Source organism: Hymenobacter properus (genome assembly GCF_015694735.1).
GTDB classification, from domain to species: Bacteria; Bacteroidota; Bacteroidia; order Cytophagales; family Hymenobacteraceae; genus Hymenobacter; species Hymenobacter properus.
The window spans coordinates 547992-563691 of the sequence record NZ_JADQDP010000004.1; the positions used below are offsets into that span (position 1 = coordinate 547992).

Consider the following 15700-nt stretch of genomic DNA (forward strand, 5'->3'; position numbering starts at 1 on the left):
CGTTGCAGGCGCGGGCTTTTCTACGATGGTTCGGCCGATTGCATCGACCAAACGCTTAGTTTTTCGCTTTCGTGCCGTCGGCATCTTTGGTTTTCACCTTGCCGTTGTCTTTCACCTTGATTTTGCTGCCGTCGTCGGCTTTGGCTTTCATTTTCGAAACGCCAGCGCCCGTGCCGGTCATGCCGTTATCGGTCGTGGTAGTCGTCGTTTCTTCCGTGGTGGTTGTGGTCGAACCGTTGGAACCGCTCATGGCCGAGCCGGTGGTATCCGACATCGACGACATGTTGCTGTCGTCAGTGCTGGCGTAGTTGCTGTCGTCGTAGTCCGAGCGGCTCGACTGGTAGGCCTGGTACTGGGCGGGCTCCACGAAAATCACCTTGAACTCCTGGTCCTCGGCGGCGCGCTCGTCGCGCATGGCGGCGGCCATGCCGGTGGTGTCGGTGGCGTACTTGCTGCGCATGTCGTTCATGCGCTTGTAGCGGTTCACGTACACGGTGCGGATTTTGGTTTTGGTGGCCTCGTCCGTGATTTTCATGTTGGCCACCATCTTGTCGGCAATCTGCTGGGCGCGGGCCTCAATCTGGGCGTCGCTCATCGGGCCGGTGGTGGTCGTCGTGGTCGTGGTGGTGGTGCCTTCGGCGGGTGTAGTAGTGGTTTCGGTGGTCTTCTCCTGCGAGCAGGAAGCCAGCGAGAGGGCAGCAGCGCCCGCGAGAATCAACAAGGAATTTTTCATGAGAAAGGAATTGAAAAGGCGTCAACCGTCAGTGGTTGAACGGATGAGGGGCCTTTACGGGCAGGTCGCGGCGGATGTTACCACAACGGTATATTTCGTTACTCCTGCCTAGGCGCGCCGCAGCTCAAATACCGTGATTTCGGGCAGGAAGCCCACCCGCCCCGGATAGCCCAAAAAGCCCAGCCCCACGTTAACGTACAGCTTCTGGCGGCCTTTTTCGTACAGCCCGGCCCACTGCTTGTAGGCATATTGCACGGGGCTCCATTTCAGAAACGGCAGGTTCAGTCCGAACTGCATGCCGTGGGTGTGGCCGCTGAGGGTGAGGTCGATGTCGGGGTAGTTCAGGATGTGGCTTTCCCAGTAGGAAGGGTCGTGCGAGAGCAGGATTTTGAAGGGCGCGTCGGCACTGGCGGCGTGGGCCTTGGGCAGGTTGCCGTAGGTGTGGAAGTTGAGGTGGGAACTGCTGTTCTGAATGCCCAGAATGGCAATTTTATCGCCGCCGCGCTCGATGAAGTGGGTGGTGTCATTAAGCAGCGTCCAGCCCATTTTGGCGTGGTTCTGCATGAGGCGCTCCAGGTTCTGGCGCCACAGGGCGCGGTCGTCGCGGAATTCAGCCACGTAGTCGCCGTAGTCGTGGTTGCCGAGGCTGGAGAAGATGGGCAGGTCGGACTTGATTTTGGACAGGGCCGGAATGTGCGGTTCCACTTCCTCGGCGCGGTTGTTCACCAGGTCGCCGGTCATCAGGATGAGGTCGGCGCCCTGGCGGTTTATCATGGCTACGGCCCGTTCCAGCGGCTCGGTGGAGTTGAAGCTACCCGTGTGCAGGTCGGAAATCTGCAGCACCTTGAAGCCGTCGAAGCCCGCCGGCAGGTTGGGGAATTTCAGCGTGACGCGGCGCACGGTGTAGTCGGTGGCACCTTTGGCCATGCCCCACAGCAACCCGAAAAAAGGGATGGCACCCAGCCCCAGTGCCAGCTTGGCAATGAACTCGCTACGCGGAATAGCGGCACTCGTGCCATCGGCCGCGCGCGGCGCGCTGAACGAGCGCATCAGCCGCGTGAGGTCTTCGAGCAGCAGCGGCAGCAGCATCACCAGCTTGCCGGCTAGCAGCAGCAACGGCAGACTCATGAGGTAGCTCTTGAGCACCGTATGGCCCGCCTGGCGGGTGACGCCGGCCCAGATGGCCAGCCACCAAACCACCCCTGTCAGAACCCAATAGCCAATGCTCACCCCGCGCCGCGCCCCCGGCGACAAGTGCTGCGCCAGCGTGCGCGCGGCCTGATACCCATACCATTCAGCCAATACCACCAGCCCCAACACCAACCACAACACCAACGGATTTCGCATATTCTAATATAAAGCGCTAAATGCCCCGGCAACACTGCATCGCCGCGGACTCCGGCTTTAAACGCGCCCGGCGAGCTTTTGCTTTACATTTAGCTTACTTTTTACCTTCTACCCCGGCCCCATTGCATGGAACCGCTTGACCAGCTGCCCGAATCCGCTGCCTCCTACCCCACACCCGCCACTGGCATCAAAAGCTGGGCCGAGGACGACCGCCCCCGCGAAAAGCTGATGAGCAAGGGCCGCGCCGCCCTCTCCGACGCCGAGCTGCTGGCCATCCTCATCGGCTCGGGCACCACCAAGCTCACGGCCGTGGATGTGGGTAAGCTCATGCTGCAGGGGGTGGGCAACGACCTTAACGCCCTGGCCCGCGAAAGCGTGAAGCAGCTCTGCCGCCACCCCGGCATCGGCGAAGCCAAGGCCATTACGGTGGTGGCCGCGCTGGAGCTAGGCCGCCGCCGCAAGGAAGCCGACGCTGCCCCGCGCACCACCATCACCTGCTCGCGCGACATCTACAACCTCATGCGCCCGCACCTGCTCGACCTTCCCCACGAGGAATTTTGGGTGATTCTGCTGAACCGGGCCAATGTGGTAATGCGCAAAACGGCTATTAGCCGCGGCGGCGTGGCTGGCACCGTGGCCGACCCCAAAATGATTTTCAAGGAAGCCCTGGAGCAGCTGGCCAGCAGCGTCATCTTGGTGCACAACCACCCCAGCGGCAACCGCAACCCCAGCGGCGCCGACATCCAGCTCACCAAAAAGCTGAAAGAAGCCGGCAATTTCCTGGATTTGCCCATTCTCGACCACCTGATTTTTGCCGAGCAAGGGTATTATAGCTTCGCGGACGAGGGGATTTTGTAGCAGGCACTGGCTACTCGGCATACGTACAGGCACTGCTTTCCCACTCTAAACTTGTGCGGGGCAATGGGGTTATGGTCACGCTTTTGGGTAGGTGAGCTTCTTAATGGCGCTCAGTTACCGAGAGCATTCACCACTATTTCTCACTCCACACACCAAAAACCCATGAAATTTACCTTCCTTCTTGCGGCTGCGCTGGCAGCTTTCACCGTGCAGGCGCAAGCCCAAACGGCTGCCACCGCTTCGCGCGCCGCCGCTGACAAGATTGCCACCAAAAAAGGCCCGCTTACGGTGCAGCCCATCACCCACGGCAGCGTGGTGCTGAGTTGGGGCGGTAAAACCATTTACGTGGACCCCTACGGCGGCCCCGCGGGCTTCGCCGGATTGGCGCCGGCCGACGTCGTCCTCATCACCGATATTCACCCCGACCACCTCGACCCCAAAACGCTGGCCGGCCTCTCCGTGGGCAAGGCCTTGATGATAGTGCCCCCGGCCGTAGCCGAAAAGCTGCCCGCCGAATACAAAGGGCACGTGCGCGTGCTGCGCAACGGCCAGAAACTCGACACGCTGGGCATGAGCGTAACGGCCATTCCGATGTACAACCTGCCCGAAGCGCCCGATGCCATGCACACCAAAGGCCGCGGCAACGGCTACGTGCTGAACCTGGGCGGCAAAAACGTGTACCTCTCCGGCGATACCGAAGACATTCCAGAAATGCGCGCCCTCAAAAACATCGACGTGGCTTTTGTGTGCATGAACCTGCCCTACACCATGGACGTGAACCAAGCGGCGCAGGCCGTACTGGCCTTCAAGCCCGGCATTGTGTATCCCTACCACTACCGCGGCCAAAACGGCCTGAGCGACGTGGCCGCCTTCAAGAAAACCGTGAACGCGGCCAATAAAAATATCGACGTGCGCCTGCGCAACTGGTACCCCACGGCCCAGTAGAACGCCGAAACGCCACCAGAACGCCCTGCCGAGCAGCTAGCTCGGCAGGGCGTTTTTGCTTTTCAAGAGGCAGACATGCGGGTTTGCAAGCCGCAGCGCCGCTACTTCGCCGCCTCAATGGCCCCCGCTGCCTGCTCTACCAGGCCCGCCACCAGCGCCGCATTTGGGCGGCTGGCCTGCCGCTGCTGCACCTGCCGCAGCTGGGCCACGATGCGGGGGGCGTCCACGTAGGGCTTAAATTTCACGGCTAAGTCGCGGATGCGGGCGATGCCTTCTGTTAGGGCCGTGGGGTCGTCGAGGCGGCCGAGCATTTCAAATAGGCCGGTGAACATTTGAAAACGGCCGTTGGGGTCGGCGGCATCGTATTTTGCGCGCACCAGCGGCCACTGCGCGGCGCCGCCGGCCGTGCCATACACCGTCACAAGGGCGCTGGTGAGGGCGCCTTTGTTGTCGGCCTCGAAGGCGGTGGCGCGGGCCAGGGCTTGCGCGGGGTTCAGGGGCAGCAGGGCTACCAAGGCCGCGCCCTGCACTTGGTACGAGCGGCTGCCCAAGGCCTTGGCGAAGAGCGGCGCATAGCGCTTCTCTTTGAGCGTGCCCAGCGCAGCGAGGGCGCTGGCCTGCACGCGCGGAGTGGCATCGGTGGCAGCCAGCTGGGTCAGCAGCGGCGTAGCGGCCTTGCGCAGTGGCGCGTTTTTGAGGTCGAGCAGTTCGATGGCCATGTCGCGCAGGGCGGGCGACTTGTCGGTGAGGCCAGCAAGCAGGATTTGCTGAGCCACGGGGTCGGCGGCTTGGTCGCCGGCGGCGCGCAGGGCTTCGCGACGGTCGAGGTAGTGGGCGGCGTGGCGCTGCTGGTAGGCGAACTCAGCTAGCGACTTGTGGTCGGTTTTCTGCCAGAGCAGTACGTTTTCGGCATCCACATTCACCAGGTTGGGCTTAGCAGCGAGAGGCATGGTGAAGGTTTGGGTGGCTTCGGTCATCATCACGGGCTGATGCACGGCCCGGCCGCCCACGTAGTAGTCGATGGTAAACGGCAGCTGGAAAACCGTTCCGGCCTGGGTCTGCTTCACCGTCACGGACTGTACTTTCTTAGCTGCGTCCCAGGCATAATCAATTGTCACCACCGGGTGGCCGGCGCCGAAGTACCACTGGTTGAAAAACCAGTTCAAATCCTTGCCCGAGGCTTCTTCCAGCGCCAGCCGCAGCTGGTGGGCCTCGCCGGTGCCAAAGGCATTTTGCGTGAGGTAGCGCTTCAAACCCTGAAAAAATACGTCCTCGCCCAAATAGGCCCGCAACATATTGAGGATGCTGCCGCCCTTCTGGTAGGTCACGTTGTCAAACATGTCCTCCTTATCGGCGTAGTTAAAATATACCAGCGGGCGGGTGTAGCTGGTGGGGGTGCGCAAGTAGGTGCGGCGGCTGGCGTCGGCCTGCTGCTGGCCGGCGTCGGGGCCGTGGGCGTGCTCGGCCCAAAGCACCTCGCTGAAGTTGGCGAACGACTCGTTCACGGTCAGGTTGCTCCAGCTTTCGCAGGTCACGTAGTCGCCAAACCAATGGTGGAACAGCTCGTGGGCAATTTCGCGCTCCACGCCCGCATACTCCCAGTCGAGCAATTCTCGGGCCGTGCCCTGGGCCTGCTCGCCAAACAGCGAGGCCGACGCGTTTTCCATGGCCCCGGCCACGTAGTCGCGGCACACAATCTGGCTGTACTTGTTCCACGGAAAGTCCACGCCGAGGCGCTGCGAGAAAAACTCCAGCATCTGGGGCGTCTGCCCAAATATCTGCTTCGCCTGGGCCGCGTAGCGGGGTTCGAGGTAGTAATTCACTTCCTTGCCGCGCCAGGAGTCTTTGGTGATGCGGAAGTCGCCCACGGCCATCATCACCAGATAGGGTGCACAGGGCTCGGTCAGCTGCCAGGTATCGGTGCGCAGGCCGGGGCCGGCGGGCGTCTGGCGGGTCAGGCGGCCGTTGCTGAGCGTGATGTACTTGGCCGGCACCGTCAGGCTGAGGTCGAGGGTAGTTTTCTGGTTAGGCTTGTCGATGGTGGGAAACCAGGCCGAATTCGATTCCGACTCGCCCTGCGTCCAGATTTGCACCGGCTTGCCAACCACGGCACTGTCGGGGTTAATGAAGTACAGCCCCTTGGCCTGGCCGATGGCCGCGCTGCCTTTGGCGTCCAGCTCATCGGGCTTTGCCGTGTAGTCGAGGTAAACCGTGTAGGCCTGGCCGGCGGCAACCGCTTGGGGCAGGTGGATGAGCAGTTGGCGCCGGTTGTAGTCGTATTTCAACGGAGTGCGGCTGCCACCCTGCACCAGTTTCACGGTTTTAATATCCATGCCCTTGGCATCGAGCCGCAGCGAATCGGTGGCCACGCCGTGCGGCTTCAGCGTCAGCTCTGCCTCGCCGTACAGGTAGCGCTTGGCGTAGTCGAAGCGCACATTCAGTTTGGTATGCACCAAATCGTTCACCCGGCGGGCCGCTTCGTGGTAGGGCGCGGGGCTGGTTGGTTGGGCCGAGCCAACGAGCGCGCGACTTAGCAACAAAATCAGGAATAAGCTTTTTTGCATTGGATAGGGAAGAACAGGAAGGCGACGGAACTTGAGCTGCATGATACACCCGAGGTGCAGCGGGTTGGTTACATTTTTTTCGATTATTTACCAGTTATGATTAAAAAACTCGCGCTGGCGGCGGCTCTCATTGGCATCATCTGGTATTCGCTGAACGATGCGAAGCCCAACAACAGCGCCTATCTGGCCCAATTGAACAAATTCCGGCGCGACAAAAATCTGTCGTTCCGACAGTCGGAAGAATCACCGTTGCCCGCCGCACAAAAAGCCGCCTTCGATAGCCTGAAATACTATCCCGGCGACCCAACCTTCGTGCCGCACGCCGACATTGCGCGCAACGCCACCCCCGACACTACGCTACTGCAAATGAGCGACAACAAGGCCGAAAAGTACCTGAACTGGGGCGTGGTCAAATTCAGTATCAACAACTCCCCCCAGCAGCTTCGCCTCTACCTTAAGGCCAACGGCCGCGACTCCACCCTTTTCATCCCTTTCACCGACCTCACTAACGGCCACGAAACCTACGGCGGCGGCCGTTACCTCGACGCCCCCCTGCCGTTGCTCAACGAGTCGGAAATCACTCTGGATTTCAACCGCGCCTACAACCCCTACTGCGCCTACAACAACGAGTACAGCTGCCCCGTGCCCCCCGCCGAAAACCGCCTGACGGTGGCCATTCCAGCCGGCGAGAAGTCGTTTCACGAGTAGCCACCTGTCATGCTTCGGCTGCGCTCAGCATGACGTTCTTTATTATTCCTTCAATCTCAGCTGCCCGTAGGCCCAAACCGCTCGGTGCGAATAGCCGCGTCCGGCAGCCCCTGGGCCTGCAGCAGCGTGGCGGCCGTTTCGACCAGGCCCGTGGGGCCGCACACGTAGCACTGCGGCGCGCCGGGCAGCTGCGCCACCGCCTCGGCCAGCATAGCAGCATCGAGGCGGCGCTGGTAGCCGGCCCAGCCGGCCGGTGCCTGGCGGGTGTAGGTGATGAGCAGCTTGAAGGTCGGGTCGGCCGCTGCCAGCGCCTCTAATTCCTGCTTGTAAATAACCTCCTCCGGCGTGCGCACGCTGAATAGCAGCGCGGTCGGATTGCGCAGCCCGGCCCGCTGACGGTGGCGCAGCATAGCCATCAGCGGCACCACGCCCGAGCCGCCGCCCACGAGCAGCAGCGGCGCATCGGTCGCGCCGGCGGGCCATACGAAGTAGCCGCCGATGGGCCCGCGCACTTCCAGCTGGTCGCCCACAGCCACGCCGTCGAAGAGGTAGCCCGACACCTCGCCCTCGTCAATGAGTTCCACGGTCAGCTCAATCTCGCCGGTTTGTTCCGGGGGCGAGGCCACGGAGTAGCTGCGTTCGGCCTGGTAGCCGTCGGGGGCGGTGAGGCGCAGGTCGTAGTGCTGGCCGGCGCGGTGGGGCGTCCACTGCGGCAGGGTCAGCACAAAGGTTTTGACGCGGGGCGTTTCGGGCCGAATGGCAGTTACGGTGGCCAGTTGCCAATCAAGCCGGCTCACAGGCGGAAACGGGCGTTATCGAGCGTGGGCTCGTCATCGGCGCGGTATCGCTCCTCTTTCCACGGGTCGCCGTGCATGCTGTAGCCGTTGTCTTCCCAGAAACCGGGCTCGTCGTCGGCCATGAAGCGCAGGCCCTGCACCCACTTGGCACTTTTCCAGAAGTAGAGGTGCGGCACCACCAGCCGCGCCGGGCCGCCGTGCTCGGGCGCCAGCGGCTTGCCTTCGTATTCAAGACCGATGAAGGCTTTACCGTCGCGCAGGTCGGCCAGCGGCAGGTTGGTGGTATAGCCGCCATAGGAAAAGGCCATCACAAACTTCGCCTCGGGCTTGAGCTGCACGTGCTCGAGCAAGGTATCGAGGCTGACGCCGCGCCATTTGGTGTTGAACTTCGACCACTTCGTGACGCAATGGATGTCGGGGTTGAACGACTGCATAGGCAGGGCGTTGAACTCATTCCAGGTCCATTTCGCAGGACTTTCCACCAAACCTTCGAGTCGAAATTCCCAATTTACCAGCGGAATGCGCGGCGTGGGCCCGGCCGTGAGCACCGGAAAATCCTGGGTTTCGTACTGGCCGGGCGGCAGCTTGTGGGCACCGTCGGTGGGCCGCCTGGCGTGGAATCCTTTGTTGACGAAGGGCATAAGTGGAAGAAGATGATGTGAATCCGCAGGACGTTTATCATGAACGTCATGCTGAGCGCAGTCGAAGCATCTCTCCCGCAACAGTAAACCTGTCGATTGGATTAGTTCTGCGGTAGAGATGCTTCGGCTCCGCTCAGCATGACGTTCTTATAGACGCTGAACGTTACAAACCGGCCTCGAGCAAATATATGCCAGCACCCTCCGATTCAGTCATTTTGCCCCGCCGTACCTTTGCCTCGCTTATCAATCCCATTGATAACTGCTCACTGCTAACTGTTCACTGAAGATGCGTATTTCCCTCGACTGGCTTAAAACCCTCATTCCGACCGACAAACCCGCCGCCGAGATTGGCGCCCTGCTCACCGGCTCGGGCCTGGAAGTGGAGAGCATGGAGGAGTTGGAAAGCATCCCCGGCGGCCTGCGCGGCGTGGTGCTGGGCACGGTGCTCACCTGCGAGCGCCACCCCGACGCCGACAAGCTCAGCCTGACCACCGTGGACGTGGGCGACGGCACGGCACGCCAGATTGTGTGCGGCGCCCCCAACGTGGCCGCCGGTCAGCGCGTGGTGGTGGCCCTCGAAGGCGCCGAGTTGCACCCCGCCTCCGGCGAGCCCTTCAAAATCAAGAAAAGTAAAATTCGCGGCGCGGCCTCCGAAGGCATGATTTGCGCCGAGGACGAAATCGGCCTGGGCCAGTCGCACGCCGGCATCATGGTGCTCGACACCAACCTGCCCAACGGTACGCCCGCCGCCGACTACTTCGGCTTAGGCTCCGACACGGTGTACGAAATCGGCCTCACGCCCAACCGGGTCGATGCCGCCTCGCACTACGGCGTGGCCCGCGAGCTGCGCGCTTTGCTGCGCCAGCCCTGCCACCTGCCCGACGTGAGCGCCTTCGCGGCGCCGGAATCGGCAGCGACGAATATTAAGGTGACCATTGAGGACACGGAAGCCGCCCCGCGTTACGCCGGCCTCTTGCTGGAAAACGTGCACGTGGGCCCCTCGCCCGAGTGGCTGCAACGTCGCCTGCGCAGCATCGGCCTCTCGCCAATTAATAATGTGGTGGACGTGACCAACTTCGTGCTGCACGAGTTGGGCCAGCCCCTGCACGCCTTCGATGCTGACCAGATTACCGGCAACCACATCCGCGTGAAGCGGGCTGAGGCGGGCGAAAAATTTGTGACGCTGGATGGCGTGGAGCGCAGCCTCAAGGCCGAAGACCTGGTGATTGCCGACGCGAACGGCGCGCCAATGGCACTGGCCGGCGTGTTCGGCGGCCAGGTTTCGGGCGTGAGCGAGGGTACCACCCGCGTATTCTTGGAAAGCGCCTACTTCGGTCCTGCCGCCGTGCGCCGCTCTTCCCAAGCGCATCAACTCAAAACCGACGCCTCGTTCCGCTTCGAGCGCGGCACCGACCCCAACATGGTGCCCGTGGCGCTGAAGCGCGCCGCACTGCTGCTGCAGGAAGTGGCCGGCGCCACCGTGGCCGCGCCCGTGGTGGACGAGTACCCCGCGCCCGTGCCACCGGCCACCGTGCGCCTGCGTCTGCCCCGCGTAGAGCGGCTGGTGGGCCAGTACACCGCGCCCGAGCGCATTCGCCAGATTCTGACCGACCTCGACATCGAAATCAGCGAAGCCAACCCCGACGCCGGCGACCAGGATACCTGGACGCTGACCGTGCCGCCCCACAAGGTGGACGTGACCCGCGAGGCCGACGTGATTGAGGAAATCCTGCGCATCTACGGCTACAACAATGTGGCCCTGCGGCCCAACAACTCGGCCTCCTTCCTGGCCAAGTTCCCGAACCCCGACCCCGAGGTGACGCGGGTAAAAATTGCCTCGCTGCTCAGCGGCCAGGGCTTCTCGGAGATTCTGACCAACTCGCTCACCAACTCACAGTATTTCGAGAAAGAGGGCGAAGCGGATGCCGCGCTGGTTCGCATTCTGAACTACAACAGCATCGACCTGAACGTGATGCGGCCCACGCTGCTGCACTCGGGCCTGGAGGTGATTCGCCACAACCTGAACCGCCGCCAGCGCGACCTCAAGCTGTATGAGTTTGGCAAGGTGTACTCGCAGAATGAGAACGGCAAGTACCAGGAAAAAAACAAGCTCGTGCTATACCTAACCGGCAACGCCAGCGGCGAGACCTGGCAGCACAAGTCGGAAAAAGTGGCTTTCCACGACCTGGCGGGCGCGGTGCAGCAGGTGCTGGCGGCCCTGGGCTTCGGCGGGGCGGCCTCGCAGCCGGTGCAGCACGCTTACCTGGCGGGCGGCCTCACGCTGCTGGTGCACAACCAGCCACTGGCCCAGTTCGGCGCCGTATCGGCCTCGGTGCTGAAGAAGCTGGACGTGACGCAGCCGGTGTGGTACGCCGAGCTGGAATGGGACGCGCTGAGCAAGAAATACAAGCCCACGCTGGTGGCCCGCGAGCTGCCCAAGTTCCCCGAGGTGCGGCGCGACCTGAGCATCGTGGTGGACCAGTCGGTGACCTTCGACCAACTCCAGCAGATTGCCCGCAAGACCGAGAAGAAGCTGCTGCAAAGCATCAACGTGTTCGACGTGTACGCCGGCGAGAACCTGGGCGCAGGCAAGAAGTCGTACTCGGTGAGCTTCACGCTGCAGGACTACGGCCAGACGCTCAGCGAGCAGGCCATCGACCAGGTGATGCAAAAGCTCATTCAGCAGTTTGAGAAGCAGGCCGGCGCGCTGATTCGGAAGTAGCGCTTTCGGCTTTTCGGAAGTAAGCCCCCGTCGCCTGTCATCCTGAGCGCAGCGAAGGACCTTGTCACGCACGAACGAGGCGTATCAACGTGATAAGGTCCTTCGCTGCGCTCAGGATGACAGGCGGCGGGGGCTTTTTATTTTTATCTGAACGAGGCGTAATCCCGACGCAACCCCGCTGATTTATTTTTTGACCTTGCGGCGCAAGCTCAACCGCCCCGAGCTTGATGGGTAGTTGCGTGCAAAGCCGTAAGTTGCGGCTTGAATCTTCACCGCTCATTTCTAATTGCTTCACCTTTTCTCCAAAAATGAATCTTCGTTTCCTTTCAACCCTGGGCCTGGCTTTGCTGACGACCGCCGGCTACGCCCAGCAAAAACCAGCCGCTAAGGCCCCGGCCGCCAAAACCACGGCCCTGATGACGACGCCCTTCGGCACCAAGCTCGTTGAGAAGGTGACCAAGCAGCCCGGGCAGCTTGTCATTCCCTACGAGAAGTATGTGCTGCCCAACGGCCTCACGCTCGTGGTGGCCGAAGACCATTCCGACCCGCTGGTGCACGTCGACGTGACTTACCACGTGGGCTCGGCCCGCGAGCAGATTGGCAAGTCGGGCTTTGCCCACTTCTTCGAGCACATGATGTTCCAGGGCTCCGACCACGTGGGCGACCAGCAGCACTTCAAAATTGTGACGGCCGCCGGCGGCACCCTCAACGGCAGCACCAACCAGGACCGCACCAACTACTTCGAGACCCTGCCCAGCAACCAGCTCGAAACCGGCCTGTGGCTCGAAGCCGACCGCATGGGCTTCCTGCTGGATGCCGTGAGCCAGAAGAAGTTCGAAATCCAGCGCTCGACCGTGAAAAACGAGCGGGGCCAGAACTACGACAACCGCCCCTACGGCCTGGCCAGCGAGTACATCTCGAAGACGCTCTACCCCTACGGCCACCCCTACTCCTGGCTTACCATCGGCTACCTCGAAGACCTGGACCGTTCGGACGTGAACGACCTGAAAAACTTCTTCCTGCGCTGGTACGGCCCCAACAACGCTACCCTGACCGTGGGCGGCGACGTGAAGCCCGCCGAAGTGGTGAAGCTGGCTGAGAAGTACTTCGGCTCCATCAAGCGCGGCCCGGCTGTGCCGGTGCAGAAGCTGCCCGCCCCGGTGTTGGCTACCGACCGGTACGTGAGCTACCAGGACAACGTGCGCTTCCCCATGCTGCAGATGGTGTTTCCGACGGTGCCCCACGGCCACCCCGACGAAATGGCCCTCGACGCGCTGGCCGAAATCCTGGGCGGCGGCAAAACCTCGCTGCTCTACAAAAACCTGGTAAAAAACCAGAAAACCGTGCAGGCCCAGGCCTACCAGCAAAACTCGGAGCTGGGCGGCTTCCTCGATTTCGTGGCCCTGCCCCTGCCCGGCAAAACGCTGGACAGCACGGAGGTTATCATCCGCAATACCCTGAAAGAGTTTGAGAAGCGCGGCGTGACCGACGAGGACGTGCAGCGCTTCAAGGCCCAGACCGAGGCCCAGACCATCAGCGGCCTGGCCAGCGTGCAGGGCAAGGTGAGCCAGCTGGCCGCCAACCAGACCTTCTTCGGCAACCCCAACCACATTGTGGTGGAGCAAAAGGAGCTCAAGGCCCTGAGCAAAGCCGACGTGCAGCGCGTGTACGACAAGTACGTGAAAGGCAAGCACGCCGTGATTCTGAGCGTATTGCCCAAAACTGGCAGCGTGGCCGCTGCCAAGCCCGACAACTACACCATCGACAAGTCGGGCTACAAAGCCCCCGACTATGGCTACGAGGGTCTGAAGTACGTGAAGGCCACCGACAACTTCGACCGCAGCAAGCAGCCCGCTGCCGGCGCCAACCCCGTGGTGAAGGTGCCCGCGCTCTACCAGGAAACCTTGCCCAACGGCCTGAAAGTGGTGGGCACCAAGAACACCGAGATTCCGGCCGTGACCATGCGCCTGACCATTCGCGGCGGCCACCGCCTGGAGCAGACCATGCCCGGCAAGGCCGGCATTGCCCAGCTCACGGCCAGCATGCTGAACGAGGGCTCGGAGAAATACACCGGCGAGCAGTTCTCGGCCGCGCTGGATAAGCTGGGCTCGTCGGTGTCGGTGTTTGCCGGCGACAACGAAACCACCGTGTTTGTGCAGAGCCTGACCAAGAACCTGCCTGCCACCATGGCCCTGCTGGACCAGCGCCTGCTGCACCCGCGCTTCGACGCCGCCGATTTTGCCCGCGTGAAAAAGCAGCAGCTCGAAACCATCGCCAACGCCGTGAACCAGCCCACGGTAATTGCCGACCAGACCTACAACCGTCTGCTCTACGGCCAGGGCAACATCGCCGGCACACCGGTGGCCGGCACCTCGGCCTCGGTGGGCAGCCTCACGCTCGACGACGTGAAGAGCTTCTACAACACCTACTACGCCCCCAACGTGAGCTACCTTGTGGCCGTGGGCGACGTGGACCAGGCCACCCTCGATGCCAACCTGGGCTTCCTGAAAAACTGGGCCAAAAAGGACGTAACCATCCCGACCGACATGGCCGGCGTGCAGCCCGACAAGACCACCATCTACTTCGTGAACAAGCCGGGCGCCGCCCAGTCGGAAATCCGCGTGGGCTACCTGACGGACATGAAGTATGACGCCACCGGCCCGTACTATAAAGCTTACCTGTCGAACTACGTGTTGGGCCAGGCCTTCAACTCGCGCATCAACCTGAACCTGCGCGAGAACAAAGGCTACACCTACGGCGCCCGCTCGGGCTTCGCGGGCACGCGCTACGCGGGTCCGTTCACGGCCTCGGCCGGCGTGCGCGCCGATGCCACGGCCGCGTCGGTGAAGGAATTTATGAACGAAATCACGAATTACCCCAACGGTATTTCGGATGAGGAACTGGCTTTCACGCAGTCGTCCATCGGCCAGAGCGACGCTCTGCGCTATGAAACCGGCCAGCAGAAAGCCGGCTTCCTCTCGCGCCTGGTGGAGTACAACCTCGACCCGACCTACGTGAACCAGCAGACGGACATCCTGAAAAACCTGAAGAAGGAAGACGTGCAGGCCATTGCCAAGAAGTACCTGCCCGCCGACAAGATGTACATCGTGGTGGTAGGCGACGAGAAGCAGCTGCCCTCGCTGCAGGCCCTGGGCTACCCCGTGGTGCAGCTCGACGTGGAAGGCAAGCCCGTGGCCGCAGCCGAAATGCCGAAGATGTCGGCTCCGGCGCAGATGGCCATGCCCGCCGCCGACGAGAAAATCAAGGACAAAGCCGACGACGGCAGCAAGCTCAAGGTGAAAACCAAGAAGGGCAAGTCGTAGCCGAAACCACTTGCTACTGCTAATAAGCAAGTAGCCACTTGAACGTCATGCTGAGCGAAGGTGAAGCATCTTTACCGCAACAGTAATTATTTGCTTGCGCGGTGGAGCTGCTTCCCTTTGTTCGGCATGACGTTCTGCTTTTCCGGACAGTTTTAATTTGTACCCATGGGTGCTTGCTAATCAAACCGCTCTGAGGCACAAGCGGCGAGCAAGCGCGGGGTAAAGCGTAGCTTTCGGCCGGCGGCTTTATCTTCACGCAAAAATTTCCTGCCCGTGGCCTCTTCTCAACAGCTTGCGCAACTTGACCGCCTGGAGCGGCAGATTACCACCTTAGTGGCTGCCTATCAGGAGTTGCGCGAGGAGCTGGCCGATGCCACCACCACCATTCAGCAGCTCAAGGCCGACGTGCGCGAGAAAGACCGGCAGCTGAAGGAGCGACAAAACCAGGAAAATATTGTTAAACTTGTACACACCATAGCTGGGGAACCCACCCACGCCAACGAACTTAAACTACGCCTCAACGAATACATCCGCGAACTGGACAAGTGTCTTGCCTATTTGAGAGACTAACCCACCAACCCTCCCCCTCCCCCGTCGTAACTTCCGCCGTATGAGCGAACTAGCCATCAAAATTCGTATTGCTGACCGGGACTATCCCATGCGCGTCGACGTGCAGGATGAGGAACGGCTGCGCCTAGCCGGAAGGCTGCTGGGCGACAAGCTGCGCGAATTCCGGGAAGGCTACGGCATTCAGGACAAGCAGGACTTGCTTGCCATGGTAGCGCTTGCCACCATGGCCGACCAATTGAAAGTGAGCAAGGAAAAGGATGGCACCGATGCGGCGCTGACCGAACGGCTGGCTCGTTTCGACGAGCTGCTATCAGGCGTGGTGCTGGCTGGTTGAGTAGATAGATGTGAGTAGCAAGTAGCAAGACAAGTTGCTGCTTGTTCGAGTACAGAGCTTTGACTCTTATTACTTGATACTTACTTCTTGCTACTACCCGCGGCACCCACACACTCGTTGGCCCGGTTGGGCGGCGCGGCAATCGGCCGCTACCGCTT

The 15700-nt window shown here is 61.6% G+C and carries 12 protein-coding genes; 7 read left to right on the forward strand and 5 right to left on the reverse strand.

Annotation, left to right across the window (positions count from 1 at the left end):
• Positions 1–55 precede the first annotated feature (55 nt).
• Positions 56–733, reverse strand: coding sequence for a hypothetical protein (locus I2I01_RS18885; RefSeq protein WP_196288058.1), 678 nt, complete (start codon positions 731–733; stop codon positions 56–58).
• Positions 734–841: 108 nt separating this feature from the next.
• Entirely contained in the window at positions 842–2080 is a 1239-nt protein-coding gene (locus tag I2I01_RS18890; RefSeq protein ID WP_196288059.1) for a metallophosphoesterase, read from the reverse strand.
• Positions 2081–2206: 126 nt separating this feature from the next.
• On the opposite strand from I2I01_RS18890, the gene radC reads away from it, so the two are divergent.
• Both radC and I2I01_RS18900 read left to right on the forward strand, forming a co-directional pair.
• Positions 2207–2938, forward strand: coding sequence for a RadC family protein (gene radC, locus I2I01_RS18895; protein WP_196288060.1), 732 nt, complete (start codon positions 2207–2209; stop codon positions 2936–2938).
• 162 nt (positions 2939–3100) lie between these two features.
• A complete protein-coding gene (locus tag I2I01_RS18900; RefSeq protein WP_196288061.1) occupies positions 3101–3883 on the forward strand; it encodes an MBL fold metallo-hydrolase in 783 nt (260 codons plus the stop codon).
• Between the two features lie 101 nt (positions 3884–3984).
• Here I2I01_RS18900 and I2I01_RS18905 read toward each other — a convergent pair whose 3' ends face one another.
• Positions 3985–6447, reverse strand: a complete 2463-nt coding sequence (locus I2I01_RS18905) for a M1 family aminopeptidase (protein ID WP_196288062.1) — start codon at positions 6445–6447, stop codon at positions 3985–3987.
• 96 nt (positions 6448–6543) lie between these two features.
• On the opposite strand from I2I01_RS18905, the gene I2I01_RS18910 reads away from it, so the two are divergent.
• A complete protein-coding gene (locus I2I01_RS18910) occupies positions 6544–7155 on the forward strand; it encodes a DUF1684 domain-containing protein (RefSeq protein ID WP_196288063.1) in 612 nt (203 codons plus the stop codon).
• Between the two features lie 56 nt (positions 7156–7211).
• Here I2I01_RS18910 and I2I01_RS18915 read toward each other — a convergent pair whose 3' ends face one another.
• A complete protein-coding gene (locus I2I01_RS18915) occupies positions 7212–7952 on the reverse strand; it encodes a ferredoxin reductase (RefSeq protein WP_196288064.1) in 741 nt (246 codons plus the stop codon).
• The gene (locus I2I01_RS18920) at positions 7949–8593 is read right to left on the reverse strand and encodes a sulfite oxidase-like oxidoreductase (protein WP_196288065.1); all 645 of its coding nucleotides are present in this window, start codon (positions 8591–8593) and stop codon (positions 7949–7951) included. The genes I2I01_RS18915 and I2I01_RS18920 overlap by 4 nt, the downstream gene beginning before the upstream one ends.
• Before the next feature lie 286 nt (positions 8594–8879).
• On the opposite strand from I2I01_RS18920, the gene pheT reads away from it, so the two are divergent.
• The 4 genes from pheT (at position 8880) to I2I01_RS18940 (ending at position 15542) form a co-directional block, all read left to right on the forward strand.
• On the forward strand, positions 8880–11315 hold the full coding sequence (pheT, locus tag I2I01_RS18925) for a phenylalanine--tRNA ligase subunit beta (RefSeq protein ID WP_196288066.1): 2436 nt from the start codon (positions 8880–8882) through the stop codon (positions 11313–11315).
• Positions 11316–11623: 308 nt separating this feature from the next.
• Positions 11624–14638, forward strand: a complete 3015-nt coding sequence (locus tag I2I01_RS18930) for a M16 family metallopeptidase (RefSeq protein WP_196288067.1) — start codon at positions 11624–11626, stop codon at positions 14636–14638.
• A 273-nt stretch (positions 14639–14911) separates the two neighbouring features.
• Entirely contained in the window at positions 14912–15208 is a 297-nt protein-coding gene (locus I2I01_RS18935; protein WP_196288068.1) for a hypothetical protein, read from the forward strand.
• A 40-nt stretch (positions 15209–15248) separates the two neighbouring features.
• Positions 15249–15542, forward strand: coding sequence for a cell division protein ZapA (locus I2I01_RS18940; protein ID WP_190922794.1), 294 nt, complete (start codon positions 15249–15251; stop codon positions 15540–15542).
• Positions 15543–15700: the final 158 nt, after the last annotated feature.

What these genes read in the sequence shown, in the direction of transcription:
- I2I01_RS18885 (WP_196288058.1), bottom strand. Translation starts at nt 733, where the DNA reads ATGAAAAATTCCTTGTTGATTCTCGCGGGCGCTGCTGCCCTCTCGCTG.
- I2I01_RS18890 (WP_196288059.1), bottom strand. Translation starts at nt 2,080, where the DNA reads ATGCGAAATCCGTTGGTGTTGTGGTTGGTGTTGGGGCTGGTGGTATTG.
- radC (WP_196288060.1), top strand. Translation starts at nt 2,207, where the DNA reads ATGGAACCGCTTGACCAGCTGCCCGAATCCGCTGCCTCCTACCCCACA.
- I2I01_RS18900 (WP_196288061.1), top strand. Translation starts at nt 3,101, where the DNA reads ATGAAATTTACCTTCCTTCTTGCGGCTGCGCTGGCAGCTTTCACCGTG.
- I2I01_RS18905 (WP_196288062.1), bottom strand. Translation starts at nt 6,447, where the DNA reads ATGCAAAAAAGCTTATTCCTGATTTTGTTGCTAAGTCGCGCGCTCGTT.
- I2I01_RS18910 (WP_196288063.1), top strand. Translation starts at nt 6,544, where the DNA reads ATGATTAAAAAACTCGCGCTGGCGGCGGCTCTCATTGGCATCATCTGG.
- I2I01_RS18920 (WP_196288065.1), bottom strand. Translation starts at nt 8,593, where the DNA reads ATGCCCTTCGTCAACAAAGGATTCCACGCCAGGCGGCCCACCGACGGT.
- pheT (WP_196288066.1), top strand. Translation starts at nt 8,880, where the DNA reads ATGCGTATTTCCCTCGACTGGCTTAAAACCCTCATTCCGACCGACAAA.
- I2I01_RS18930 (WP_196288067.1), top strand. Translation starts at nt 11,624, where the DNA reads ATGAATCTTCGTTTCCTTTCAACCCTGGGCCTGGCTTTGCTGACGACC.
- I2I01_RS18940 (WP_190922794.1), top strand. Translation starts at nt 15,249, where the DNA reads ATGAGCGAACTAGCCATCAAAATTCGTATTGCTGACCGGGACTATCCC.